At 72.2% G+C, this 25,323-nt stretch carries 23 protein-coding genes; 11 read left to right on the top strand and 12 right to left on the bottom strand.

From position 1 onward, the window contains the following. Position 1: 1 nt before the first annotated feature. Positions 2 to 1,093 carry a 23S rRNA (adenine(2503)-C(2))-methyltransferase RlmN gene (gene rlmN, locus ACH34R_RS27385; protein ID WP_397564612.1) on the top strand — a complete coding sequence of 364 codons (1,092 nt, stop codon included), beginning with the start codon at positions 2 to 4 and terminating at the stop codon, positions 1,091 to 1,093. A 7-nt stretch (positions 1,094 to 1,100) separates the two neighbouring features. Here the strand turns inward: rlmN and ACH34R_RS27380 are convergent, their stop codons facing one another. The 3 genes from ACH34R_RS27380 to ACH34R_RS27370 are packed head-to-tail and all read right to left on the bottom strand — an operon-like array spanning position 1,101 to position 4,096. Then, positions 1,101 to 1,775 (bottom strand): hypothetical protein, encoded by a 675-nt coding sequence (locus ACH34R_RS27380; protein WP_397564400.1) that lies wholly within the window; start codon positions 1,773 to 1,775, stop codon positions 1,101 to 1,103. Beyond that, entirely contained in the window at positions 1,772 to 2,539 is a 768-nt protein-coding gene (locus ACH34R_RS27375; protein ID WP_397564399.1) for an ATP-binding cassette domain-containing protein, read from the bottom strand. The genes ACH34R_RS27380 and ACH34R_RS27375 overlap by 4 nt, the downstream gene beginning before the upstream one ends. A 60-nt stretch (positions 2,540 to 2,599) precedes the next feature. Further along, on the bottom strand, positions 2,600 to 4,096 hold the full coding sequence (locus tag ACH34R_RS27370) for a PucR family transcriptional regulator (protein WP_397564397.1): 1,497 nt from the start codon (positions 4,094 to 4,096) through the stop codon (positions 2,600 to 2,602). A 262-nt stretch (positions 4,097 to 4,358) separates the two neighbouring features. Between ACH34R_RS27370 and speB the strand changes: the two genes are divergently transcribed. The 7 genes from speB (at position 4,359) to ACH34R_RS27335 (ending at position 11,452) form a co-directional block, all read left to right on the top strand. Continuing rightward, positions 4,359 to 5,300, top strand: a complete 942-nt coding sequence (gene speB / locus ACH34R_RS27365) for an agmatinase (RefSeq protein WP_397564396.1) — start codon at positions 4,359 to 4,361, stop codon at positions 5,298 to 5,300. Further along, a complete protein-coding gene (locus ACH34R_RS27360; protein WP_397564395.1) occupies positions 5,297 to 6,844 on the top strand; it encodes a purine-cytosine permease family protein in 1,548 nt (515 codons plus the stop codon). Before speB ends, ACH34R_RS27360 begins: the two co-directional genes overlap by 4 nt. Positions 6,845 to 6,854: 10 nt before the next feature. After that, on the top strand, positions 6,855 to 7,508 hold the full coding sequence (locus tag ACH34R_RS27355; RefSeq protein WP_397564394.1) for a cyclase family protein: 654 nt from the start codon (positions 6,855 to 6,857) through the stop codon (positions 7,506 to 7,508). 88 nt (positions 7,509 to 7,596) lie between these two features. Continuing rightward, complete coding sequence (locus ACH34R_RS27350) at positions 7,597 to 8,454, top strand: LLM class flavin-dependent oxidoreductase (protein WP_397564393.1); 858 nt, start codon at positions 7,597 to 7,599, stop codon at positions 8,452 to 8,454. A 508-nt stretch (positions 8,455 to 8,962) separates the two neighbouring features. Then, positions 8,963 to 9,916: a methionine ABC transporter ATP-binding protein gene (locus ACH34R_RS27345; protein WP_397564391.1), complete on the top strand. Its 954-nt coding sequence runs from the start codon at positions 8,963 to 8,965 to the stop codon at positions 9,914 to 9,916. Positions 9,917 to 9,969: 53 nt separating this feature from the next. Further along, entirely contained in the window at positions 9,970 to 10,569 is a 600-nt protein-coding gene (locus ACH34R_RS27340; RefSeq protein ID WP_397564611.1) for a methionine ABC transporter permease, read from the top strand. 52 nt (positions 10,570 to 10,621) lie between these two features. After that, the gene (locus ACH34R_RS27335; protein ID WP_397564389.1) at positions 10,622 to 11,452 is read left to right on the top strand and encodes a MetQ/NlpA family ABC transporter substrate-binding protein; all 831 of its coding nucleotides are present in this window, start codon (positions 10,622 to 10,624) and stop codon (positions 11,450 to 11,452) included. A gap of 10 nt (positions 11,453 to 11,462) precedes the next feature. On the opposite strand, the gene ACH34R_RS27330 is transcribed toward ACH34R_RS27335, so the two are convergent. Both ACH34R_RS27330 and ACH34R_RS27325 read right to left on the bottom strand, forming a co-directional pair. After that, a complete protein-coding gene (locus ACH34R_RS27330; protein ID WP_397564388.1) occupies positions 11,463 to 12,629 on the bottom strand; it encodes an AI-2E family transporter in 1,167 nt (388 codons plus the stop codon). Between the two features lie 37 nt (positions 12,630 to 12,666). Then, positions 12,667 to 13,131, bottom strand: coding sequence for an Lrp/AsnC family transcriptional regulator (locus ACH34R_RS27325; RefSeq protein ID WP_397564387.1), 465 nt, complete (start codon positions 13,129 to 13,131; stop codon positions 12,667 to 12,669). A gap of 200 nt (positions 13,132 to 13,331) precedes the next feature. Between ACH34R_RS27325 and ACH34R_RS27320 the strand changes: the two genes are divergently transcribed. Both ACH34R_RS27320 and ACH34R_RS27315 read left to right on the top strand, forming a co-directional pair. Continuing rightward, the gene (locus tag ACH34R_RS27320; RefSeq protein WP_397564385.1) at positions 13,332 to 14,774 is read left to right on the top strand and encodes a gamma-aminobutyraldehyde dehydrogenase; all 1,443 of its coding nucleotides are present in this window, start codon (positions 13,332 to 13,334) and stop codon (positions 14,772 to 14,774) included. A 53-nt stretch (positions 14,775 to 14,827) separates the two neighbouring features. Further along, positions 14,828 to 15,556 carry a GNAT family N-acetyltransferase gene (locus ACH34R_RS27315; protein ID WP_397564384.1) on the top strand — a complete coding sequence of 243 codons (729 nt, stop codon included), beginning with the start codon at positions 14,828 to 14,830 and terminating at the stop codon, positions 15,554 to 15,556. Between the two features lie 10 nt (positions 15,557 to 15,566). Here the strand turns inward: ACH34R_RS27315 and ACH34R_RS27310 are convergent, their stop codons facing one another. After that, a complete protein-coding gene (locus ACH34R_RS27310) occupies positions 15,567 to 15,713 on the bottom strand; it encodes a hypothetical protein (RefSeq protein WP_397564383.1) in 147 nt (48 codons plus the stop codon). Next, complete coding sequence (locus ACH34R_RS27305) at positions 15,710 to 17,323, bottom strand: hypothetical protein (RefSeq protein ID WP_397564382.1); 1,614 nt, start codon at positions 17,321 to 17,323, stop codon at positions 15,710 to 15,712. The genes ACH34R_RS27310 and ACH34R_RS27305 overlap by 4 nt, the downstream gene beginning before the upstream one ends. A 757-nt stretch (positions 17,324 to 18,080) precedes the next feature. Between ACH34R_RS27305 and ACH34R_RS27300 the strand changes: the two genes are divergently transcribed. Continuing rightward, complete coding sequence (locus tag ACH34R_RS27300) at positions 18,081 to 19,262, top strand: DUF418 domain-containing protein (protein ID WP_397564380.1); 1,182 nt, start codon at positions 18,081 to 18,083, stop codon at positions 19,260 to 19,262. Here ACH34R_RS27300 and ACH34R_RS27295 read toward each other — a convergent pair. From ACH34R_RS27295 to ACH34R_RS27275, 5 genes are all read right to left on the bottom strand, one after another. Continuing rightward, the gene (locus tag ACH34R_RS27295; protein WP_397564379.1) at positions 19,190 to 21,178 is read right to left on the bottom strand and encodes a hypothetical protein; all 1,989 of its coding nucleotides are present in this window, start codon (positions 21,176 to 21,178) and stop codon (positions 19,190 to 19,192) included. The two genes, ACH34R_RS27300 and ACH34R_RS27295, sit on opposite strands and share 73 nt — an antisense overlap. Positions 21,179 to 21,394: 216 nt before the next feature. After that, a complete protein-coding gene (locus tag ACH34R_RS27290) occupies positions 21,395 to 22,339 on the bottom strand; it encodes an acyl-ACP desaturase (protein WP_397564378.1) in 945 nt (314 codons plus the stop codon). Positions 22,340 to 22,427: 88 nt separating this feature from the next. Then, positions 22,428 to 23,072, bottom strand: a complete 645-nt coding sequence (locus ACH34R_RS27285) for a DUF998 domain-containing protein (RefSeq protein ID WP_397564377.1) — start codon at positions 23,070 to 23,072, stop codon at positions 22,428 to 22,430. A 41-nt stretch (positions 23,073 to 23,113) separates the two neighbouring features. After that, complete coding sequence (locus ACH34R_RS27280; protein ID WP_397564376.1) at positions 23,114 to 24,334, bottom strand: glycosyltransferase; 1,221 nt, start codon at positions 24,332 to 24,334, stop codon at positions 23,114 to 23,116. A gap of 15 nt (positions 24,335 to 24,349) precedes the next feature. Beyond that, positions 24,350 to 25,159, bottom strand: a complete 810-nt coding sequence (locus tag ACH34R_RS27275) for a DMT family transporter (RefSeq protein ID WP_397564375.1) — start codon at positions 25,157 to 25,159, stop codon at positions 24,350 to 24,352. Positions 25,160 to 25,323: the final 164 nt, after the last annotated feature.

Raw genomic sequence — 25,323 nt, 5'->3', positions numbered from 1 at the left:
GCTGACCTTCGTCGCCCCGCGCCGCGCCAAGCCCGCCCGTCATCTGGCCGACCTGTCGATGGCCGAGCGGCGTACGGCGGTGGCCGAGCTGGGCGAGCAGGCGTTTCGGGCGGACCAGCTCTCCCGGCACTACTTCGAGCGGCTCACGCACGACCCCGCCGCGATGACCGACCTGCCCGCCGCCGCGCGCGAACGGCTGGCCACCGAGCTGCTGCCGACGCTGCTCACCTCGGTCAGGGAGATCACCTGCGACGACGGCATGACCAGGAAGACCCTGTGGCGGCTGTTCGACGGCGCGATGGTCGAGTCGGTGCTGATGCGCTACCCCGAGCGGGTCACCATGTGCGTGTCCTCGCAGGCGGGCTGCGGGATGAACTGCCCGTTCTGCGCCACCGGCCAGGCGGGGCTGACCCGCAACATGTCCACCGCCGAGATCGTGGAGCAGGTCGTGGCGGGGGCGCGGGCGCTGGCCGCGGGGGAGGTCCCCGGCGGTCCCGGCAGGGTCAGCAACATCGTGTTCATGGGCATGGGCGAGCCGATGGCCAACTACAAGGCGGTGATCGGGGCGGTACGCCGGATGACCGATCCCTCCCCGCACGGCCTCGGCATCTCGGCGCGCAACATCACGGTCTCCACGGTCGGCCTGGTGCCCGCGATCGCCAAGCTGGCGGCCGAGGGGCTGCCGCTCACGCTCGCGCTGTCCCTGCACGCCCCGGACGACGAGCTGCGCGACACGCTGGTCCCGATCAACACCCGCTGGAAGGTCGCCGAGGTGCTGGAGGCGGCCTGGGAGTACGCCAGGGTGACCAAGCGGCGGGTCTCCATCGAGTACGCGCTGATCAAGGACGTCAACGACCAGGAGTGGCGGGCCGACCTGCTGGGCCGGCTGATCAAGAACCACCTGGTGCACGTCAACCTGATCCCGCTCAACCCCACGCCGGGGTCGAAGTGGACGGCCTCGCGCCCGCAGGACGAGCGGGCGTTCGTCCGCCGCCTGGAAGAGCACGGCGTCCCGGTGACCGTGCGCGACACCCGGGGCAGGGAGATCGACGGGGCCTGCGGCCAGCTCGCCGCCGCGACCCCCGCCGAGTAGACGCCGGCTAGGGCCGGGTACGGCGCAGCAGCGCGTACGCGACCAGCCCGGCGGCCGACCACAGCAGCGTGGGCAGCGCGAGCAACGGCAGGTCCGCGCCGAGCGTGCCGTCGTTGGCGGCGCGCATCCAGCGCATGATCGGTATGAGCACGGCCCCCACCGGGGTGTAGCTCACCAGCAGCAGCCCGGCGAACCCGCCGAACAGCGCCAGCATCGACGCGGCGGGCGACGGCATGATCGGCCGGCTGGTCAGCGCGCCGAGGGCGATGCCGGTGGCGACGGCGAGCAGGTGCAGCAGCACGCCCTGCGCGATCATGGCGGCCGGCGGGACGCCCTGGAAGCCGATCAGCAGCGGGACGATCATGGCGAGCGCGGCCAGGCCGGCGTTCACCGCGGCGCACGCGCCGAGCCCGGCGGCGATCTCCCGCCGGGGACCGCCCGCCGCGGCCATCGAGACGACCCGCTGTGCGTCCGGTTCGGTGTCCAGCAGTCCACGCGCGGCCCAGGCGAACACCACGATCAGCAGCCCGGCGGAGTTGGCGTAGCTGCCGGCCGCATCGTCGGCGGGCGCGCGTACCGCGTAGAAGATCATCAGCATCAGGACGAGGACGAAGAGGGGCTGCAGCAGCCGGTGCGAGCGCGTGTAGGCGGCCAGCTTGAACCGGATCAGCGCGACCGTCATACCCGCGGGCCCTCCTTGGTCTCGGCCGCCTCGGGAAGGGCCGCGGTCGCGGGCCGCACGCGGACCTGGTGACCGTCGGCGCGCAGCCGGGCCGCCAGTTCGGCGGCGGCCGTGGCCGCGGCGACCACCTCCACCACCGCGAGCGGTTCCTCCGGCTCGCCCGCCGCTCCCGCGGTGACCATCGTGTCGGCCACGGTGAGCGTACGGCGGGCGGTCACCTCGCGCAGGTCGCCCTGGTGGTCGCTGACCACCACGACGCCCCCGGCCGCCGCCACCTCGGCGACGATCATCGCCAGCTCGCCCCTGGCCCGCTCGTCCAGCCCGGCGAACGGCTCGTCGAGGATCAGCAGCCGGTCCTCCGCCGGGCCGAGCAGCGCCTGGAGGAGCCCGACCTTGTGCGCGCTGCCCTTGGACAGCTCGCCGAGCGGCCGGTCCAGCAGCGGGGTGAGGCCCAGCCGGTCCGCCCAGTCGCCGTGCCCGGAGACCCGGCGTACGCGTGCCATCGCGGCAAGGTAGGCCGCGGCCGTGAACGGCTGGCCGGCGGGGAAGGTCTCCGGCGCGAAGCCGACCCGCGCGGGACGGCCGGTGATCGAGCCCGCGGTTGGCCGCAGCACTCCGGCCAGCAGCCGCAGGAACGTGGACTTGCCCGCGCCGTTGCGCCCGGTCACCTCCAGCACTTCACCGGGCTGGACGTCGAGGTCCACGTCGCGAAGAATCCAGGGCCCGCGCCGGGTGTACCGAAAGGAGACGGTGGAGAGGCGCATAGACCCCAAAGGGTATCCGATAGATCACTAGCTACCCGGACAAAACGGCCGATGCCCCCCTCAGTCGATCACGCCGATCTGCCGCGCCGCCCTGATCGCCAGCCACACCTCGGCGAAGTCGGCGCTCGCCGTGAGGTCGCGCCCGGTCAGCTCGGCGAACCTGCGCAGCCGGTAGGACAGCGTGTTCTGGTGGACGTGCAGCGCCTTGGCGGCGTCGTCGAGCCTGCGGTCGCGTTCCATCCAGGTGCGGACCGAGTCCAGCAGCCGGGTCTCGTGGCCCGCGTCGTACCGCAGCACCTCGCCGAGCACGTGATCCACCAGCCCGGCCAGCACCGCGGGGTCGTCGGGCAGCCAGCGCCCGGCCGTGTCGTCGCCGTAGGGCACGAAGCCCTGCCCGGACTCGGCGGCCCGCGCCGCCGCCCAGGCCGCCTCGCGCTGCGGCACCTTGAGCGAGGCGCCCGGCGGGAACGGCCGGCTGGCCCCGGTCGCGGCCCCTGGCAGCGCGCCCAGCGTCTCGCGCACCGCGGGGGAGTCGGCGGCCAGCACGTACAGGTCGTCGAGGCGGCGCAGGATCAGCCGCGGGTGGTCGGCCAGCGCCCGGTCCAGTGTGTCGTCGCGGGCCTGGCGCACGACCAGCAAGAGCAGCATCCCGTGCTCGTCGTCGGGGTCGGCGGGCAGGCCGAGCCGGCGCAGGCGCCGTCGTACGGCCGAGGGATCGAGCACGTCCTGGAGCATCTCGGCCAGGGTCTCCGCGCCCTCGCGGCGCTGCGCCTCGTGCTCGTGGCGGGCCATGGCCAGCCGCAGCGCGGCGACGGTCGCGATGTGCTGGACCACCGCCAGCCCGGCCGGCCGCGCGCCCTCGCGCTCGAACGCGACCAGGAACCCGGCGGGCCCGCCCGGCGCGGGCACCGGCAGCACGAAGCCGCCCGGGATGGTCGGCGGCGCGTCCGGCGAGGCGGGCAGCACCGCCGGATCGGGCGGCACGGGCACGCCGGGCAGCAGCGGACGGCCCTGCGGCGTGCAGAGATGCACCTGGTAGCCCGACAGCCGCTCCAGCCTGCGAAACAGCGTCGCCGTGTCGAGGTCTTCCGAGGCCATCCAGCGCAGCGCGCCGAAGACCTGGAGCTGCGCGCCGAGGCGCTGGCGCGGGTCCTCCTGTACGGCGGCGGCCACCTCCTGCGCGATCGCGATGAACGGCACGGCGAGCGGCACCTCCAGCACCGGCATCCCGCGCGCCTCGGCGGTCGCGAAGAACTCCTGGTGCAGCGGCGGCACGTGCAACTGCTCCGACAGGGCGAGGGCGGAGACCCCCGCGTCGTCGAGCCGCCGCAGGTAGGCCCCCTGCCCGGCGGCCTGGCGGGGGATCGCCATCCCGGTCGTCATGATCAGCTCGGCGCCCAGCAGCCAGGGCGTCGGGTCCTCCAGCTCGCTGACGTGCGCCCAGGACACCGACCTGGACAAACCGGACTCGCCGGCCACCACGCGCAGCCGCAACTGCGGGAACCGGACCAGCTCCTCAACGGTCAGCCCGCCCCGGTCGGGCTTGTGATCCGCCACAAGACCCACCGTAACTCTTTGTGAGCACACCAATTGCCGCGCCCCGCCACCATTGCCGAAACTGACAAACAGGTGCGGCGGCGAGCTGGTCCCTCTGCAGGTCGAACCGCACGACCCCCCGATTCCCCTAACAATCCCCCAAATGGGCATGTGGTCGCGCGGTTTCCTGCCCGGGTGCGGCGCGACCACATGGTCACCTGTCCCTGGCGGACGCCACGCCCCCCGTACGCCCCCCGACCCTGAGCGGAAGGAACACCTCCCGATGACCGTGCCCCGAGGGCCAGTCGATTCCTCCCGAGTGCCGCGTTTCGCCGGACCGGCGACGTTCGCCCGGCTGCCTCGCCTGGACGAGGTGGGCCGCGCCGACATCGCGGTCGTGGGAGTGCCGTTCGACACCGGCGTCTCCTACCGGCCGGGGGCGCGGTTCGGACCGGCCGCGGTGCGCGAGGCGAGCCGGCTGCTCCGGCCCTACCACCCCGGGCTGGACATCTCGCCGTTCAGCGCGCGGCAGGTCGCCGACGCCGGCGACATCGCCTGCAACCCCTTCGACATCGGCCAGGCCGTGGAGACCATCGAGGAGGCCGCCGACGCGTTGACCGCCGACGGCGCCCGCCTGGTCACCGTGGGCGGGGACCACACGATCGCGCTGCCGCTGCTGCGCGCCGCCGCCCGGCGGCACGGCCCGCTGGCCCTGCTCCACTTCGACGCGCATCTGGACACCTGGGACACCTACTTCGGGGCCGAGTACACCCACGGCACTCCATTCCGCCGCGCGGTCGAGGAAGGTATCCTCGACACCGAGGCGCTCGGTCATGTGGGCACGCGCGGCCCGCTGTACGGCAAGAGCGACCTCGACGATGACAAGCGCCTCGGTTTCGGCGTGGTCACCAGCGCCGACGTGATGCGGCGCGGAATCGACGAGACGGTCGACGCGCTGCGGCAGCGGATCGGCGACCGTCCGCTCTACGTGTCGGTGGACATCGACGTCCTCGACCCGGCTCACGCCCCCGGCACCGGCACCCCGGAGGCCGGCGGGATGACCAGCAGGGAGCTTCTGGAGATCCTGCGCGGGCTGGCCGGCTGCCGGCTGGTCGGCGCGGACGTGGTGGAGGTCGCTCCCGCGTACGACCATGCGGAGATCACCTCGATCGCCGCCTCCCACGTCGCCTACGACCTGATCAGTCTCCTCGCCTACCGGGAATGACCATGACGACTGCGCCGCCGCCCATAACGGAGATAGAGACCTTCGGGGTCGAACGCATCCCCGACGCGGACCGCACGGCTCGCCCGTTCGACCTCTTCCGGGTCTCCTTCGGCGGCGCCAACACCTTCGCCACCTGCGTGCTCGGCGCCTTTCCCATCCTGTTCGGGCTGTCGTTCTGGCAGGGGCTCGCGGCGACCGTGCTCGGCCTGGTCACCGGGGCGCTGATCCTTGCGCCGCTGGCCGTGTTCGGCCCGCTCAACGGCACCAACAACGCGGTGTCCTCCTCGGCCCACCTGGGCGTCCACGGGCGCGTGGTCGGCTCGTTCCTGTCGCTGCTCACCGCGATCGCGTTCTTCTCGATCTCGGTGTGGTCGTCCGGCGACGCCCTGGTCGGCGGGGCCGCCCGGCTCGCGGGCCTGCCCCGGACCGCCCTGGCGTACGGGATCGCCTACGCGCTCTTCGCCGGGCTGGTGCTGGTCGTGTGCGTGTACGGCTTCCGCTTCATGCTGTTCGTGAACAAGATCGCGGTGGCCGGGGCCTCGCTGCTGTTCGTGCTCGGCGTCTTCGCCTTCGCGGGCGACTTCGACGCGGCCTATCCGGGCACATTCGCATCCGCGGGCGATCCGCTGTTCTGGCCGTCCTTCATCGGGGCGGCCCTGATCGTGCTGTCCAACCCGGTGTCGTTCGGGGCGTTCCTGGGCGACTGGTCCAGGTACATTCCCGCGGACACGCCGCGCCGCCGGGTCATGGGCGCGGCCTTCCTGGCCCAGGCGGCGACGATCCTGCCGTTCGGGTTCGGCCTGGCCACGGCGTCGGTGATCGCGGTCAAGGCCGCGCCGTACATGGACGTGGCCGCGCCCAACTACGTCGGCGGGCTGCTGGCCGTCTCGCCCGGCTGGTACTTCCTGCCGGTCTGCCTGATCGCGCTGATCGGTGGCATGTCCACCGGCACTACCTCGCTGTACGGCACCGGCCTGGACTTCTCCAGCGTCTTCCCGCGCTTCAGCCGCGTCCAGGCCACCGTGCTGATCGGGGCGCTGTCGATCGTCTTCATCTTCCTGGGCCGCTTCGCCCTGAACCTCACCCAGAGCATCTCGACGTTCGCCACACTGATCATCACCTGCACCGCGCCCTGGATGGTCATCATGATGACCGGCTACCTGACCCGCAGGGGCTGGTACGACCCCGAGGCGTTGCAGGTCTTCAACCGGCGCCAGCGCGGCGGGCGCTACTGGTTCACCCACGGCTGGAACTGGCGCGGCATGGCCGCCTGGATGGTCTCGGCCGCCCTGGCCATCGCCTTCACCAACATCCCCGGCCAGTTCGTCGGGCCGCTCGGCGGCCTCGCCGGGGGCGTGGACATCTCGCTGCCGCTCGGCCTCGGCGTCGCCGCGGTGCTCTATCTGCTGCTGCTCACCGTCTTCCCGGAGCCGCGCGCCGTGTACGGGCCGGAGGGTCCGCGATTCGTACGTGCCGCGGACACCCCGGTACCGCCTATCATCGGGCCCGGAACCGCGACAGCGGAGCAGCCCGCCCCCGTGTGAGGACGACCGTATGATCGTTGATCTCTCGGTGCCGATTCATACCGGCATGCCGGTCTATCCGGGCGACCCGGAGGTCAAGGTCTCCCCGGCGCTCACCGTGGGAGAGGAGGGCGTCAACGTCCTCGGGCTGCATCTCGGCTCGCAGTCCGGCACCCATGTCGACGCGCCCTACCACATCGACGACGCGCTGCCCGACCTCGATGTGCTGCCGCTGGATCGGTTCATGGGCCGGGCCACCATCGCCGACGTGCGCGGCCTGCCGCCGCGCGCGCCGATCGGCCCCGACGCGCTGGCCCCGGCGCTGCGCCCCGGCCTCATCCTGCTCATCGCCACCGGCTGGGCGGCCCACTGGGGCACCGAGCGCTACCTGGCCCACCCCTACCTGACCCCGGACGCCGCCGCGCTCATCGTCGACTCGGGCGTCCGCACGGTCGCCATCGACGCCCTCAGCGTCGATCCCACGCCGATGCCCGAGACCGATTCGGCCGATCCGCTGCCCGCGCACCGCGTGCTGTGCGGGGCGCACGCGGTGATCGCGGAGAACCTGCGCAACCTCGACGTGCTGCTGGACGCCCGCCCGGTCCGCCCGATCGAGGTGTCCCTGCTGCCGATCCGCATCGCGGGCGCCGACGGCGCGCCGATCCGGGCGGTCGCCCGGCTGTAGGTCACGAAGCAGGCCGCGCAGTTGCCCTCAAGCGCGCTTGAGGTTGCAGCATGGGCCTGCACGTCACCTCAACAGATCGGCGGCGATCATGGATATCGGGATCGGCCTGCCCGGCCACGCTCCCTGGACCGACGGCAGGACACTGGTCGAGTGGGCGCGGCGCGCGGAGGCGCGCGGCTTCTCGACGCTCAGCGTCAGCGACCGGCTCGTGTGGAACACGCCGGAACCTTTGATCGCACTGGCCGCGGCGGCGGGCGCGACCTCCCGCATCCGGCTCCTCACCAGCGTGCTGATCGGGCCGCTGCGGGCGAATCACGCGCTGTTCGCCAAGGCGGTCACCACCCTCGACCAGCTCGCCGGGCCTGGCCGGCTGCGCCTCGGGCTGGCCCCCGGCCTGCGCGACGACGACTTCGCCCACGGCGAGGTGGACTACCAGGCCCGGGGGAGGGAGTTCGACCGGCTGCTGGACCGGCTGGCCGCCGTGGTCTCGGGAGGCGATCCGGTCGGCCCGCCGCCCGCCACCGCCGGCGGCCCCCCGCTGCTGTTCGGCGGCGGGTCGGCGGCGGCACTGCGCCGGATCACGACGCACGGCACCGGCTGGATCGCCGGTGACGCCACCGTCGAGGACGTCCAGGGCTTCGCCCCGCGCCTGCGCGCCGCGTGGGAGGAGTCGGGCAGACCAGGCTCGCCCACCGTCATCGCCTCGGTGATGTACGCCCTCGGCCCCGGCGCGCACGACGCGGTGGAGCGGGCCATCGGCTCGTACTACGCCTTCGCCGGCGAGGAGTACGCCCGGTACGGGGTGTCCATCGCCTACACCCGCGAGGAGGACATCGCCGCGGCGGTGGCCGAATTCGCCCGGATCGGCTGCGATGAGCTGATCTTCATGGGCAACGATCCCGATCCGGCCCAGGTGGATCTGCTGGCCGCCGCGGTGGGTCTGTGATCTCCTCAGCCGTGGGCTCGCCCGCGCGGTAGCGCCACAGCACCGGGAAGGCCGTCACGGTGACCAGCGTGACGATCATCGCCAGCAGGCCGCCGCCCGTGATCGTCCAGGTGGCGCAGGCGACGGCGCCCACCGTACCGTGGGCGAAGCTGGCCAGCTGCGGCCACCACGATGTCCGCGCCCTGCAACCGGCCCCGCATGGCGTCCAAGGGCGTGGGCGGCGGTCAGCAGTTCGGCGGGCACCAGGCGGGGTACGACGGACCCGCTGACCGCGGCGTTCGCGCCGTACATGCCCTGTTGCGGGGCGGCCGAGCGCAGGTCGGCGAACGCCTGCGCGCACAGCAGTACCGACACCAGGGCGATCCCGCCGCTGGGCAGACGGACGCATGCTCGCGGAAACCTATCTCAACTGATCGGCAGTGGCATATCTCACAATGCCGATCGGGAATTCTCGACCGCGTCGGCTGGTTCAGCCACAAGTTCGGAAATCCCCCCGCGATGAGGTCCCGTGATCGAGCTTCGCCAACTGCGCAAGGTGTACGCCAATGGCGTCGTCGCCCTCGACGGCGTCGATCTGAGCGTGCGCGAAGGCGAGATCTTCGGCGTGCTCGGCCGCAGCGGCGCGGGCAAGAGCACGCTGCTGCGCTGCGTGAACCTGCTGGAGCGGCCCACCTCGGGCACCGTCACCGTGGACGGCCGCGAGCTGTCCGCCCTCGGGCGCGGCGAGCTGCGCGCGGCCAGGCAGCGGATCGGGATGATCCACCAGCACTTCGCGCTGCTGTCCTCCCGCACGGTCTCGGGCAACGTGGCCTTCCCGCTGGAGATCGCCGGAGTGCCGCGCGACCAGCGCGCGGCGCGGGTGCGCGAGCTCCTTGAACTGGTGGGACTGGCCGACAAGGCCGCCGCCGTACCGGCCCAGCTTTCCGGCGGGCAGAAGCAGCGCGTCGGCATCGCCCGCGCCCTGGCCGCCGGCCCCAGCGTGCTGCTGTCCGACGAGGCCACCAGCGCACTCGACCCGGCCACCACCCAGTCGATCCTCGCCCTGCTGCGCGAGCTGAACACCGAACTGGGCCTCACCATCCTGCTCATCACGCACGAGATGCAGGTGGTCAAGAGCATCTGCGACTCCGTCGCGATCATGAGCGACGGCCGGATCGAGGAGGCGGGCCGGATCACCGACCTGATCGCCACCCCCGGCGCGGCGCTCACCAGGGAGATCTTCCCGCTGCCCGAGCCCGCCCCGCCCGGCACCGTGACCGTCACGTTCGCCGGGCAGGCGGACGAGCCGGTCATGTCATCGCTGGTGCGGAAGTTCGACGTCGACGTCAACGTGCTCGGCGGCTCCCTGGAGGAACTGCGCGGCGCGCCGGTCGGGCGCCTTCGGGTGCGCATCGAGGGCAAGGGCGCGGCGGACGCGCTCGGCTACCTCACCGGACTCGGCCTGCTCGTGGAGGTGGCGTGAACTTCGAGGAACTGCTTCCCATCCTGGTGCAGTCCACCGGCGAGACCCTCCAGATGGTCGCCATGGCCACGCTGCTCACCGCGGTGTTCGGGCTGCCGCTCGGCGTGCTGCTGGTCACCGCAGACCGGGGCGGGCTGACCCCGGCGCCGGGGTTCAAGGCGGTGCTCGGCGCGGTGGTGAACATCGGCAGGTCCCTGCCGTTCATCGTGCTGATGGTCGCGGTCATCCCGTTCACCCGGCTGGTCACCGGCACCACCATCGGCACCGTCGCCGCGGTCGTCCCGCTCACGCTGGGCGCGGTGCCGTTCTTCGCCCGGCTGGTGGAGACCGCGCTGCGCGGTGTGGACCGCGAGGTCGTCGAGGCGGCCCAGGCGATGGGCGCGCGGCGGCTCGCCATCGTGGGCAAGGTGCTGCTGCCGGAGTCGCTGCCCGGCCTGGTCGCCGGGCTGACCGTGACCATCGTGGCGCTGATCGGCTACTCGGCGATGGCCGGGGCGATCGGCGGGGGCGGGCTCGGCGACCTGGCGGTGCGGTACGGCTACCAGCGGTTCGACACCGCCGTCATGATCATCACGGTGGTGCTGCTCATCGTGATCGTGCAGTTCGTCCAGAGCCTGGGTGACCTCGTCGCCCGCAGGCTCGACAGGAAATGACCGGTGGCCGGGACAGGCCCGGCCATCGGAGATCGGCAAAGGAGTAATCGGCGTGCGTAGGTTTCTCGGGGGCGCGGCGGTCGCGGTACTGACACTGGTGCTCGCCGCGTGCGGGGGCGGATCGGGGGAGCCCGCGGCTCCGGCGGCCGACGGCACCGTCAAGATCGGGGCCAGTCCCACGCCGCATGCGCAGATCCTCACGTTCGTGCGCGACAAGCTGGCCACCGCCGCCGGGCTCAAGCTGGAGATCGTGGAGTTCACCGACTACGTCCAGCCCAACACCCAGTTGCAGGAGGGCAAGCTGGACGCCAACTACTTCCAGCACAAGCCCTACCTCGACGACTTCGTCGCCTCCAAGGGCGGCGCGGCGCTGACGTACCTGCAGCCTGTGCACCTGGAGCCGCTCGGGCTGTACTCCCGCAGCGTGAAGTCGCTCGGCGCGCTGCCCGCCGGCGCGAGCATCGCCGTGCCGAACGACGCCACCAACCTGGGCCGCGCGCTCAAGCTGCTCCAGGACAACGGGCTGATCACGCTCAAGGAGGGCGCGGGCACCGCGGCCACCGAGCGCGACGTGGCGGGCAACCCCAAGAAGTTCACGTTCAAGCCGCTGGAGGCGGCCCAGTTGCCGCGCTCGCTCCAGGACGTGGACGCCGCGGTGATCAACGGCAACTACGCCCTGGAGGCCGGGCTGAAGCCGGCCGGTGACGGCCTCGCGCTGGAGAAGGCCGAGGGCAACCCGTACGCCAACGGCCTGGTCGTGCGCACCGACCAGAAGGACGACGCCGACCTCAAGAAGCTCGCCGGGCTGCTGGCCGGGCCGGAGGTCGCGAAGTACATCAAGGACACCTTCGGCGACGGCGCGGTGATCCCCGCCCAGACCTGAGCGGGAGGGGTCAGCCCGGCCGTGGCCGGGCGGCCCGCCTGCGCATCAGCGTGACGAGGACCGCGGTCACCGGGGCGGCGAGGAACGCCCCGGCGATCCCGGCGACCACGCTGCCGATCGCGATGGCGACCAGGATGATCGCGCCGGGCAGGTCAAGGGCGCGGCCGTAGATCTGCGGGGCCAGTACGTGCCCCTCGACCTGCTGGACGAGCACGGTGACGGCCACCACGATGAGCGCCACCAGCCAGCCCTTGGCCACGAACGCCACCACGGCGGCCAGCAGCCCGGCCGCGAACGCGCCGACGACCGGCAGGAACGCGCCTACGAAGGTCAGCACGGCCAGCGGCAGCGCGATCGGCACGCCGAGAATCCACAGCGCCAGGCCGATGAAGAACGCGTCCACCGCGCCCACGATCGCGATGCCCCGCACATAGCGGCCGATGACGTCGAACGTCGTGTTGCCCGTGTCCAGCACCCGGGCCCGCACACCCGACGGGCACAGGTCCACCAGCCAGCGGAACAACCGGTCGCCGCCGTGCACGAAGTAGATCGACAGGATCATCGCCAGGACCAGGCCGACCACGATCTCACCGAGGGTGCGCGCCCCGGCGATGGCGCCGGTGGCGATCCGGGACCACTGCTCGTTGAGGTACTGCTGCGCCTCGGTGGTCAACTGCTTCAGGCGCGCGTCGTCCAGGCCGAGCGAGCCCGCCGTGCGGTGCAGGTCGTCGACGACCTTGCCGAAGCTCGAACCCAGCTCGGTGAGGCCGTCGGCGGTGGGCGGCACGAGCAGCGCGACCAGCGCGGCGAACAGCGCCAGGCCGCCCACCCACACCACCGTGGTGGACACCGCGCGGTTCATTCCGTGCCTGCGGAGCCGTTGCGCGGCCGGGTAGAGCAGCGCGGTGATGAACACCGCGACGATCACGGCCAGCACGACCGTGCGGATCAGCCCGACGATGTAGAGGGTCGCCCAGGCCAGCAGGCCCAGGCCGGCCAGGTACCAGGCGGCCCTCCCGGCCCTGCGCAGGCCGCCGCCGTCGCCGGGCTCGTGCGTGGCCTGCACGGCCGGGGCCGGCTCGGCCGGAGGCTTGGGGGGCCGGGCGGGCTCGCCGCCCGCGTCCTGTGGCTCGCGGCCCTCCCGGGGGTCTCGTGTCTCGCCGCCGTCGCTGGTCACCCCATGACTGTTCCCCGCGGCGCGCGGGTGATACTCCTCAGTGCGTGCCCCAGGAGTAGGTCTGCTTGTGCAGCTTGAGGTAGACGAAGGTCTCGGTGGCGCGCACCGCGGTGATCGCCCTGATCTTGCCGAGAATGTCCAGCAGGTGCTGGTCGCTGCCGCAGACCACCTCGGCCATCAGGTCCAGCGACCCCGCGGTCAGCACCACATAGTTGATCTCCTCGATGGCCGCCAGCTCGTCGGCCACGGCGGTCAGGTCGCCCTCGCAGTTGACGCCGATCATGGCGCGGCGGGGGAAGCCGAGGGTGAGGGGGTCGGTGACGGCGACGATCTGCATCACGCCCGCGTCCAGGAGGCGCTGCACGCGCTGGCGTACCGCGGCCTCCGACAGGCCCACCGCCTTGGCGATCGCCGCGTACGGCTTGCGGCCGTCCCGCTGCAGCTCCTCGATGATCTGCTTGGAGATGTCGTCGAGGACGATGGCCTTGGGCGGCGTCGCCATGCGGGGCCTGCTCCCTTCCTGCGGGGGTGGGTCCTGCGGGTGCGCGGAACGTCGCGCCCCTGCTGCGCCATGCTGTCAGGTACGCCGGGCGTGTCAAGCGAATCCGTGGCGGTTGCCGGTTTTCGCCACGAAATCCCGCGTCGAGTACCCTTTGTTCGGACAGCCTTCCGGCAAAACCGCAGATCAGAGGAGGTCGGCCCGTGGCCATCCGCCCGCAGCCGCTGCACAACTTCATCGACGGCGTGTTCGTCGAGGCCGCGAGCGGCCGGTACTCCGACGTGATCGACCCCTGCACCGGCGAGGTCTACCTCAGGGCGCCGATCTCCGGGGCCGCCGACGTGGACGCCGCCTACGCGGCGGCCGTCGCGGCGTTCGAGACCTGGGGCCGGACCACCCCCGGCGAGCGGGCCGCGCTGCTGCTGCGGATCGCCGACGCGATCGAGGCCAGGGCCGATGAGCTGGTGGAGGCCGAGTGCCGCAACACCGGCAAGCCGCGCGCCCGGATGGCCGAGGACGAGATCCCCCCGGCCGCCGATCACTTCCGCTTCTTCGCCGGGGCCGCACGGACCCTCGCCGGCCCGACCTCCGGGGAGTTCCTGGCCGGCCACACCTCGATCGTCCGGCACGAGCCGATCGGCGTCGTCGGCCAGGTGACGCCCTGGAACTACCCGCTGATGATGGCGGTGTGGAAGATCGCGCCCGCGCTGGCCGCGGGCAACACGATCGTGCTCAAGCCGTCCGACACCACCCCGGCCGCCACGCTGAAGCTGGCCGGGATCTGTGGCGAGATCCTGCCGCCCGGCGTGTTCAACGTGGTCGCGGGCGACCGGGAGACCGGCGCGCTGGTGGTCGGGCACCCGGCCGCGCAGATGGTCGCCATCACAGGGTCGGTGGGCGCGGGCGTGCAGGTGGCCAAGTCCGCCGCCGACGACCTCAAGCGGGTCCACCTGGAACTGGGCGGCAAGGCCCCGGTGATCGTGTTCGACGACGTCAAGGACATCAAGGCCACCGCCGCCGCCATCGCCGAGGCCGGTTTCTACAACGCGGGCCAGGACTGCACGGCCGCCTGCCGGGTGCTGGTGCAGGAGAGTGCCCACGAGGAGTTCACCGCCGCGCTGGCCGCCGCCGCGGCGGCCACCCGTACCGGCGACCTCGCCGACGAGGACGCCCTGTACGGGCCGCTCAACAACGCCGGCCAGCTCGCCCGCGTTACGGGCTTCATCAGCCGGGTCCCCGCGCACGCCGAGGTCGTCGCCGGCGGCGAGCGGATCGGCGACACCGGCTACTTCTTCGCCCCCACCGTCGTGGACGGCCTGCGCCAGGACGACGAGATGATCCAGAACGAGATCTTCGGACCGGTCATCACCGTCCAGACCTTCACCGACGAGGCCGACGCCCTCGCCAAGGCCAACGGCGTCCGGTACGGCCTGGCCAGTTCGGTGTGGACGTCCGACCACGGGCGCGCCATGCGGGTGTCCAACCGCCTCGATTTCGGCGTGGTCTGGGTCAACACGCACATCTCGTTCGTCTCGGAGATGCCGCACGGCGGCTTCAAGCACTCCGGCTACGGCAAGGACCTTTCGGTCTTCGGGCTGCACGACTACACCCGCGTCAAGCACGTCATGCACTTCATCGGGGAGTGACCCGCCCCCGGCGGTGCTTGTGGCGGGCGGGGCCGGGCCGTGATGATGGCCGCATGACCGCTGAGAGCGGGCCAGTGGAGAACGGGCCGGTGCTGGTGGAGTGCGCGGACACCGGCGAGGAGTTGTTCCGCCGCTTCTACGAGACCGTGCTGGCCCCGTCGTTCCCGCCCGCCGAGCTGGTCGGCCTGGACGCGGCTCTGTCCTACTACCGCGCCCCCGCCTCCGGCGGTCTCGGCACCATCGCGCTGGTGGAGGGCGAGCCCGCGGCCGGCGCGCTGGGCAGCCACCACCGAGCGAGCGGCATCTTGCTACTGGACTACCTCGCCACCCGCGCGCAGGCGCGGGGCAGGGGGCTGGGCTCCGCGCTGATCGCCCACATCCGCCGGAACTGGGTCCCCAGGAAGCGGCCCGTGGCCGTGCTCGCCGAGGTCGAGGACCCTGGACTGCACCCGGTGACGCCGTTCGGCGACCCGGTCGCCCGGCTGCGGATGTACGAAAGGACCGGATGGTCGCTGCTTCCGCTGGCCTACTTCCAGCCGGCGCTCGCGCCCGGCCTGCCCCGGGTGCGGGGGATGCTCCTGATCTGCCTCGCCCCACCGGGGGGCACCGTCCCCGCCCCGGCCGTCGCCGCGTTCCTCGACGCCTACATGACCGGCTGCGAGGGCGCGGAGACCGTGCGGACGGACCCGGAGTTCCTGGCGCTGCGCGGTCAGGCGACGGCATTCGGCGCGGACATCCCGCTGTGGCCGCTGTCCCGCGCGCCCGAAGTACACCGCCGCTGACGCCTGCGGCTCAGCTCAGCGTGTCCAGCCCGGCCATCGGGTCCGGCGCCATCGTCTCCTGGAACTCGGTCCACTCCTCGAAGAACGCGGTCGCCTCCGACCCCGGTTCATCGGCCGCGGGACCACGGGCCAGATGGCGCTGCCGGATCAGCGTCACATCGCGCGTGACGGGCCCGCCTGGCCCGCCCGGCGCAGCACCGCGAGAAGGGCCACCGCCTCGCTCTCGGGCCGCTCCGCCATCCGCGCCGCGGCCCGGGTGGCCATCTCCAGGTAGAACTGCTGGGAGTAGGCGTCGGGCGGGTTGGGATCGCCCTGGTAGAGGTAGGCGTGCGCGAGCGCCCTGCTGTACTGCGCGGCGGCGGCCTCCCGCTCCCCGGCGCGCCAGTGCAGATCGCCGCGCAGCCGGTGCAGGTTGGCCAGCAGCTCATGGTCCCAGTCGGGCTCGTCGCCCTCCGCGGCGGTGGACAGCGCCAGCTCCCGCGTACGGCGGGCGGCGTCCGTGAGCATGGCCAGGGCCTGCTCCGGCTCCTCCCGCTCCAGTTCCAGGTCCGCGCGCTCGAAGCACAGCCAGGCCACCGACCAGTCATCGCCCAGCTCCGCGAGCGACGCGGCGGCCCGCGCGTAGTAGCCGTCGGCCAGGCGGTCGGACGGGTCGCGAAAGCGCCGGGTGTGCGCCAGGAACACGGTGATGAACGCGTCGGCCCGCTTGAGGCCCTCCTTCTCCGCTGCCGAGAGCGGCCGGGTGTGCCGCTGGCCGATGCCGCAGATCCGGCGGATCAGCCGCAGCCGCGAGCGGATGCCGTCCCAGGGCGCGCCGGGCGGCTTCAGGTGGGTGACCGGGTAGTTGTCCAGCAGGTAGGTCAGGGCGTCCAGCAGTTGCTCGTCGGGCGAGGCGCTTTCGCCGATACGCTGCTGGTGGGCCGTGTGCGTCCACTCCCAGGTCTCGGAGGTACGGCTCCAGTCCTCAAGGAGCCTGCGGTTGAACGGGAAGGGGACGTAGCAGCCCGCCCACCAGAACGCCTCCAGGAAGACCAGCGTGATCCGCGCCCGAGCGATGGCGTGGTCATCGGTCAGCAGGCCGGAGTGGCGCAGCCACTCGCGCTTGTCCTCCTGCCGGTCGGGGTCCTCGAAGCGGTACCACGACGAGTACGTCGTGTAGATGCCGTCCTCCCAGCGCCGGAGCCGGTCGAAGTAGTGGTCGGCCGCCGCCCGGTGCAGCCGCGTCCAGCGGTCCGGGTGGTAGGTCCGCAGCCGGGCGGCCAGGGAGAGCCGGATGAACTCCTGCATCCGAAACCTCCCGGCCTTGCGCTCGGGCGCGTTGCGCAGCAGCCGCAGCGCGACCAGCCGGGCGATGGCCTCGCCCGCCTCGGTCTGCGCGCCGCCCGCCGCCCGGACCAGGGTGGCGAGCAGCGGGGTGTCGAACGTGCTGGTCACGGCGACGGCGTCGAGGACCTGGCGCAGCCGCGGCTCGTGGACCGCGGCGATGATCAGCAGGAACTCCTCCGCCAGCTGGCTCTGAAACCGGCACACCTCCGTGAAGTGCCGGAACTCCGGGAACGGCGGACCGGCCAGCAGCCGCATCACCTCCCGCGACCGGATGAAGGTCTCCCACAGCACGGCCGCGGAGGCGCCCGCCCCGTGGTCGTCGCGGAACCCGGCGCCCAGGTCGTACCGCGCCATGTCGAAGGAGAAGACCTGGGTGCCCGGCTCGTCCCGGGCCAGGGCGGCGAGGTGTTCCATGAACGTGGTCTTGCCGCTGCCGTGCACGCCGACGACATCGAGGACGACGCCATCACCGGCCGATCGGAGCAGCCGCAGCGCCTCGCCGACCTCCTGGGAGCGGCCGACGAAGACGCTCGCCCCTTGCCGGTCTCCTCATCTGGAGGGAGCTGCCGCGGCCGATCCGGCAGGTCCCCGGCCACCATGTGCAACTCGTCGATTCTGGTTTTCCGCCTGGATCTCGGCACGTTGAGATGAAGCGCCTCAAGACGCGCCCGGCGCATTGTCGTCCGGCCGCCCAGGTCCACGATGTTGCGGCCCTTACCGGAGTTTTCCGATTTCGCCGGCGATGAATCGCGGGGTCTCCTTTTCACCGAGGAGAGCATGCGGACGACACAGAGCAGGAACATCATTCCCGCGATGGTCCAGGCATAGGGCCTGCCCTGTTCCGGAACGAAGAGCGCGATGATCGTCAGCAGGATGCCCGTGCCCATCCCGGCGAGCAGCACCGGCTCGCCCCTGAGGTGCCGGATCACCTCCAGCGGCGCCCGCAGCAGCGACCCCGCCTGGGCGGGCGGCTCCGGTGGAAGTTTCATCACCTCACAATCGCACGATGCTTCGGTAATGCCAGAAGGGTCGTTGAAAGAAGCGGAAACGTTATGGTGCCCTTCTCTCGTCCGGGTCGTACATACTTCGGTGGCGGGCGCGGTCCGACTTTGGATGCGCGGCGTACATCTATCTGTGTAGGCCGTAAATGGCTCGGCGCGACGATGTGGCGGGCGGATGGCGCGGCGACGCTTGGGGCATGAGGCGAATCGAGGCACTCGACGTCCTGCGCGGCGTGGCGATCATGGGCACGCTGGGCACCAACATCTGGTTGTTCACCGCCCCGGGCGGGCCCGGCGCGGGTGTCGGGGCCGGCACGGAACCCGTGGAGACCTTCCTGCGGTTCCTGGCCAACGGGAAGTTCCTCGGGCTGCTCACCCTGCTGTTCGGCGTGGGCCTGGAACTTCAGTACCGTTCCGCGCTGCGGCGTGGTGTCCGCTGGCCCGGCTGGTACCTGTGGCGGGCGGCGTTGCTGTTCGCCGAGGGGCTGCTGCACTATGTGCTGATCTTCGAGTTCGACGTGCTGATGGGGTACGCGGTGACGTCGATCCTGATGGCCTACCTGATCGGGCGCAGCGACCGGGCGGTACGAGCCTGGATGATCGCGCTGGGCGCCCTGCACGCGGTCGCGGCGGCGCTGATCACGTACGTCCTGCTCACCGTGGATATCCAGGTCGGCGGGCCGGTCACGCCGCTCTACACCGAGGGGTCCTGGCTCGACCAGGTCATCGCCCGGCTCCAGCTCATGCCGATCTACCGGAGCGAGTCGATCTTCATCATTCCGATGGCCACGGTGCTGTTCCTGGCCGGTTCGCGGCTCACCCGGGCGGGCGTCTTCGAGACCTCGGCGCGCGGCTCGCGGCTGCGCGCCCGACTCATGGTCATCGGGCTTGGCGTGGCGCTGCCGCTCAACGCGGTCACCGCGTTCGCCGGGCCCGCCTGGTTCTTCGTGGACCGCTACATGCTGCCGCCGTTCGTCGCCCTCGGGCTGCTCGGGCTGGTCATCACCATCGTCTCCCGGATGCGCGGTACGGCCGGGCGGCTCAGGAGGGGCCTGACCGGCGTCGGCCGCACCGCGCTGTCCTGCTACGTGCTCCAGAACCTGGTGGCCTCGGTGATCTGCTACGGCTGGGGGCTCGGCCTGGCCGCCAGGTTCGCCGACCTGCGCCCGTGGTGGGTGGTCGGCGCGTGGGCCGGGATCTGCGCGCTGTTCATGGTCTCGTCCGCGCTGTGGCTGCGCTTCGCGGGCCGGGGCCCGCTGGAGCTGGTCTGGCAGTGGGCCTACCGCCTGCCCCAGCGGGGGCGCGATCAGGGGAGCGGGTCCGCCGCGCAGGGCTCGCCGCCGCAGACGTCGACGACCGCCCCGAGCCTGAGGAAGTGACCCTTCTGGACCCGCGCCTCGCGATCGTTGCGCGGGTCCGAATGGGGGTCGCGGCCGTACTCGGGGCCGCTCGGCGGGGTGTTGGTGGCCGGCGGCGCGGGGGTGCCGCTGTCCCAGACGACCAGGGCCGAGCCCCGGTACGGCCCGCGCGGCAGCGACCCGATCCCCCAGTACGGCACGACGTCCGGGCTGCGTCCGGCGGCGACGGCGGGCCGGTGGATCTTGGCCCCCATCGTCCGCGCCGCCACCTCGGCGGTCACCGTGGCGACCTGGTGGTCGCCGAAGGCCACGTGCATGAGCACCCGGTGGCGGGGCGTACCGGGCAGCGGGTCGCCGCCGAGGTGGTGGGCGTAGCCGTTGGTCTCGGCGCGGTCCCACAGCATCTGCATCAGCGCGAAGCAGACCTGCTGGGTGAGCCGGTCCGGGTAGGAGCGGTCCATCATCGGCCGGAAGGGCGCGAAGGCCACGCTGCGGTCGAGCAGCGTGGAGTAGTTCATCCCGGTCACGCCGAGCACCGCGTTGCGCACGTCGGGGGAGAGCGCGACCAGCGCGCCCCCGGCGATGCCGCCCTGGCTGTTGCCGTCGTAGGCGAGCGCCGCCCCGTGGTCGATCAGCGGCCTGCCCCGCTCGTCCTGGAACGCGGGATGCCCGGCGAGGCCGTCCGGGGTGACCATGGCCCTGCCCAGCGCGATGAAGCCGAGCAGGCTCTGCTGGAGCCGGTCGGGCACGGTGCCGAACGTACTGAGATCGCCGAACACCGCCGCCACGTGCGGGATGTCCTCCTCCGACATGCCGATCCACCGGGTGGCGCAGAACAGCATGCGGTGCTCGGCCGCCATCGCCCGGACATGGCCCGCGCGGACCTCGGCGTCCCTGCCGAGCAGGCCGTGGCCGTACAGGGCGGGCAGCGCCGGACGGCGGGCGGCGGCCGACCTCGGGATCACGCAGGTGAAGCCGGCGCGCACGGAGTCGCCGAGCGGGCGGGGCAGTCCGTCGGGGCCGCGGTTGAGGTTCGATCCGGGCGGGCCGCCCGGCTTGTCGAGGTAGTTGGGTACCAGGACCTCGCCGGTGACCTCACGCGCCACCTGCGGGTCCTGCTCGGGGGTGAGGTCGGTGACCGAGGTGACCGTGAACCGCGGCGACCGGCCGCCCAGCCCGCGCAGCGCCTCATCGCGCATCCGCAGCGCCGGGCCGGCGACGCCCTGCTCGCTCGCCACGGTGAAGTCCCACGCCAGATACAGGCCGCGGGTGGAGACGCCCGCCGCGCGCAGGTCGGCGAGCGTACGGTGCAGCGCCCGCTGCCGCGCGGCCAGCGGATCGCCCGCAGGCAGGCCGGGCCCGGCCAGCCGGGTGAACACCTCGGGGGCGGGCAGAACGCGGCCCTCCGTGTCTCTCAGGCCGCGCAGGGCCACCGCGTAACGGTGCCCCTCCCGCAGGTTCCGGGCCGGCCGCACGATCAGCGCCCGGCGGTCCGGCCCTGGGGCCTGGGCGTCGAGTTCGGCCCAATACGGCAGGCGCTCACCGGTGCGGGTGTCCACGAGCACGATCGGCGCGTCCCGGCGCAGCGAGCGCCCCACGTCGGTCACCGGCGCGGCCCCCGTCGCGGCGAGGTCGAGCCCCGGCACATGGGCCAGCAGCATGGAACCGGGCGAGAACCCGTCGGCCAGGTTCCACAGCGCGGGGTCGATCGGGGTCCCCGCGGTGTTGCGCGGCATGGCCGCGGCGTCGAAGGCCACCCTGCGGCCGGTCGGCGTCTTGGCGGGGGTGGTGAACCAGTCGTTGGGGAAGGGCAGCAGGCACTCGGTGCCCGCCAGGGGGTCGCATCCGGATGCCGGAGCGGAGTGCGCGAGGGCGGGGGGTGTCACCAGCGACGTCCCGGCCAGCGCGAGCATCGTCAACGCGATACGCAGGCGCACGGGGGTTCCTCCTACCGGTCGCACCGCCGGACGGGCGGTGTGATCGGTAGCAGATCGCATGCCGGCGAGATGGTCAACGACCCATACCAGGAGGGTCCCGACCGTCACCTGTGGTGCCGGGGGTGGGGTGCTGCGGCGGACGTGGGGGGTGACCCTCGGAGAAGGGAGGCGTCAGTGCCGGGGCGTCCGCCGCGATGGGCGTCCGGGCGGGACCGGTCAGCGGCGGCCGGCGGCCCTGGCGGCCGCGGCGGCGCGCTTGGCCTCGCGGCGCTCCACGAAGCGCGAGGCGGTGGCGTCGAGCTTGTCCAGGAACTCGGCCAGCTCCTCGCGGGCCTTCTCGCCCTCCGCGCCGAGCCCGCTCTTGTCGAACACCGCCCACTGGCGCAGCACCGGCATCAGCACGTCGTCGTGGTGCAGGCGCAGGTCGTAGATGCCCTCGTGGGCGATCACCATGGCCCTGCGGGCGAAGCCGGAAAGGTCGGAGCCCGGCATCTGGAAGGTGGTGACGACGTCGGTGACGGCCCGCATGGTCTGGTCGGGATCCAGCTCGAACGCGGCGGCCAGCAGGTTGCGGTAGAAGAGCATGTGCAGGTTCTCGTCGGCGGCGATCCGGGCGAGCAGCCGCTCGCACACGGGGTCTCCGGTCGCCTTGCCGGTGTTGCGGTGCGAGATCCGCGTGGCCAGCTCCTGGAACGACACGTACGCGAGCTGCTGGAGCATCGTGCCGTACGCGGTGGTGAACCCGTGGTTCATGTGCGCCATCCGCTCGCGCTCCAGGGCCACCGGATCGACCGCCCTGGTGACGGTCAGATAGTCGCGCAGCGCGGTGCCGTGCCGGTCTTCCTCGGCCGTCCATCGGTGCACCCAGGTCCCCCACGCGCCGTCCCTGCCGAAGGTGGTGGCGATCTCGTGGTGGTAGCTGGGCAGGTTGTCCTCGGTGAGCAGATTGACGATCAACGAGATCCTGGCCGCCTCCGGCAGTTTGGAGTCGGCCTCGGTCCACGCCTCGCCGCCGAGGACGCCGTCGAACGTGCGCCCCTCGCTCCACGGCACGTATTCGTGTGGGAACCACTCTTTGGCGACGCTGAGATGTCTGTTCAGCTCCCCGGCCACGACCGGCTCCAGCTCATGTAGCAACTCGGTCTGGGTCCACTGACGCATACCCGCTCCCTATGGCGATCTACGCTAACGTAACCTACGTTAGCGTAGCTTTCTGCGGGCTCCGATTTGCCCCCTCCTGTCCGGATGCTTACCGACGCTCACCAAGATGCGGGATGGCCGTGGCGATCAGGAAGAGGGTCGCCATCGCGATGACCAGCAGCACCCGCTGGAGCAGGCCGTAATAGGCCGGCCCGTTGATCAGGTCCGACACGAACGAACCGGGGTGCGCGGCCAGGAACGCCGCGAGCAGGGCGGTGCACCAGATGGCCGCCACCCGCAGGTGGCGCAGCCGCGCGACGCCCCTGGCCAGCATCCAGGCCGCGCACGGCACGCCGGTGAAGACCACGGCCGAGGACCAGCGGTGGATCTCCCCGGCCATGGAGCTGACGCCCGGAGTGGGGTCGGTGGGGAAGATGGCGCTGAGCAACAGGCCGAGGGCGGCGAACGTGAGCAGGACCCTGGTCGCCGCGCTGCGCGCGGGAGCCGTCTGGGCGAGCCCGTAGGTGGCCCACAGGCAGCTCATCGCCAGCAGGAGGGTGCCGGCCAGCACCGTGCCCCTGGTGGCGTCGTTGAGCGCGTAGTCGCTGATCAGGCCGGTGAGCGGGCTGACGCCCACCGACGGCGTGAGGTGGGTGTAGACCATCGCGACCAGGGCCAGCACCGGTCCGGCGGCGGCCGGCCACGACCACAGACGGACCGATGAGGCGGACGACGTGGGCTGGGTGTCCCGCACGTTTCGCGGTGCGGGAGAAGCGGATGAGGTGGGCAAAGCGCTCAACGGGTCACACTCGCGTAGATCTGCTCGAATCTTGCCAATGAGGTCTGATGATCGTGGGTCATCGCGATCGTCCGGCTGGCCCGGCCCATCTCCGCGCGCATCGCGTCGTCGGTGAGCAGGCTGGTCAGGTGCGCGCCCAGCTCGTGCACGTCGCCGGGCTGGAACAGGAAGCCGTTCTGGCCGGGGATCGCCAGGTGCGGCAGGGCCATCGCGTCGGCGGCCACCACCGGCAGCCCGGTGGCCATCGCCTCCAGGGTCGCGATGCTCTGCAGCTCGGCGATGCTCGGCATGGCGAAGACGTCGGCCGCCGCGAACGTCTGCGGCATCGCCTGGTCCGGTACGAAGCCCAGGAAGCGCACCCGGTCGCCGACCCCGATCCGGGCGGCCAGCCGTTCCAGGTGCTCGCGCCGGTTGCCCCGGCCGACGAACGCGATCTGCGCGTCGGTCTCGTTGAGCACGAACGGCAGCGCCCGCACCAGGTCGTCCAGCCGCTTCTCCTCGTCCAGGCGGCCCACGAACAGGATCGTCGGGCGCTCCGGCAGGCTGATCGACTTCCGCGCCCAGGACTTGGGCTCGGCGAACGGATGGAACCTGGTCAGGTCGATGCCACAGGAGACCGGCTCCACCTCCCCGGGAAAGCCCTGCCGGGACAGCAGCTCGGCGGCGATCCGGGTCGGGGTGGTGACGCGGTCGGCGCGGGAGAAGATCCGGTTGAGGTCGCGCCAGGCGATCCGGCCCACCCGGCCGCGCAGCTTCGTGGGGATGTGCGCGAACTGGAAGAGGTTGTCCGGCATGAAGTGGTTGGTGGCGACCACGGGCACCCCGGCGCGCCGGGCCGCCCCGATGGCCGCCCGGCCCACCACGAAGTGGCCCTGGGCGTGTACCACGTCGGGCCGAAGTTCGGCGATCAGCCGGTCCAGGCGGCGCGGCAGCGACACGCGCATCGTGGGGTGGACCGGCAGCGGGGCCGAGCGCAGCCGGTGCTCGCAGGTGCCGTCCACGACGAGCCTGGCCGCCGGGCCTTCCGTGGACGGGCACGCGATGTGCACCTCGTTGCCCCGCTCGGCCAGGCCGGTCGCCAGCCGGCCGGTGAAGTAGGAGGTGCCGTTCACATCGGGCGGGTAGGTGTCGGTGGCGATCAGCACGCGCAGCGGCCGCGCCGAGGCGGACTGGGCGGCGGTCCGTGCGTTCATGTCGGCGGGCAGGGGCAGGGCCATCTCATTTCTCCAAGGTCAGTGGGACAGGGGGGTGGTACGTGCGAGTGCGACGGTGCCCACGCAGGCGAGCCCCGCCGCGCCGACCGCGACGGCCACGCCGCCGGGCCCGACCGGGAGGGGTTCGCCGAGCAGCAGGGCGCCGAACGCCACGGCGGTCAGCGGGTCGGCCACCTGGAGCGAGGCGAACGACACTCCGAAGTGGCCCGCCGCGTAGGCGCGTTGCAGCAGCATCAGCGCGACGAGCGCGGGCACCGGGATCAGCAGGATGAGCCAGATCTCCCAGGTGCCCTTCACCAGGACCCGGGTGAGCGTGGCGGTCGCGCCGTAAAGGACGCCCGAACCGGCGGCGAGCAGGCCCGCGCGCAGTGACGGCGCGGCGACCCTGGAACCCGCCCACAGCAGGAGCGCGGCGATCCCGGTGACCGTCAGCAAGGTCGCGGTCTCGCTGCCGTTGAGCGTCGGGGCGTTCCAGGTCGGCGGCACGATGAGCACCAGGCCGACCAGCCCGGCGCTCACCGTCGCGGCGGCCAGGATCTCGGCGCCCGCGGGCCTGCGGCCCATCATCGCGGCCGAGATGGGCAGCGCGAACAGCAGGCTCGCCACGCCCATCGGCTGGACCACGGTGAGCGGCCCGAGGCTGAGGGCGACGATGTGCAGCGCGCCTCCGGTGACGATCGACAGGCCGCCGAGCAGCCACCGGGGACGGCGGACGAGCCGCAGCAGCGCGTGGTCGGCCGTGCGAACGGCCTCCACCTGCTGAAGCGCGGCGCCGAGTGCGAAGAACAGGGCGCCGAGCAAGGCAACGCCAGCGGCGACCACGGTCATGCGCACTCCTTTCACCTGCATGAAGACATGGCGAGATGGCCGGGACGCCTCACATGGGCGTCCGGTTACGAACATTTGGCAGACTTGCCGTCACCGTGCCGGCTCACACGCGCCACCGCCCGTGATGAAACGCTCACTCTCAGCGTCGCGGATCGGCACGCGTC

Source organism: Spongiactinospora sp. 9N601 (genome assembly GCF_044326295.1).
GTDB lineage: Bacteria > Actinomycetota > Actinomycetes > Streptosporangiales > Streptosporangiaceae > Spongiactinospora > Spongiactinospora gelatinilytica.
The sequence above is the reverse complement of the archived record's forward strand: the minus strand, read 5'-3'. Positions and strand labels throughout refer to the sequence as shown.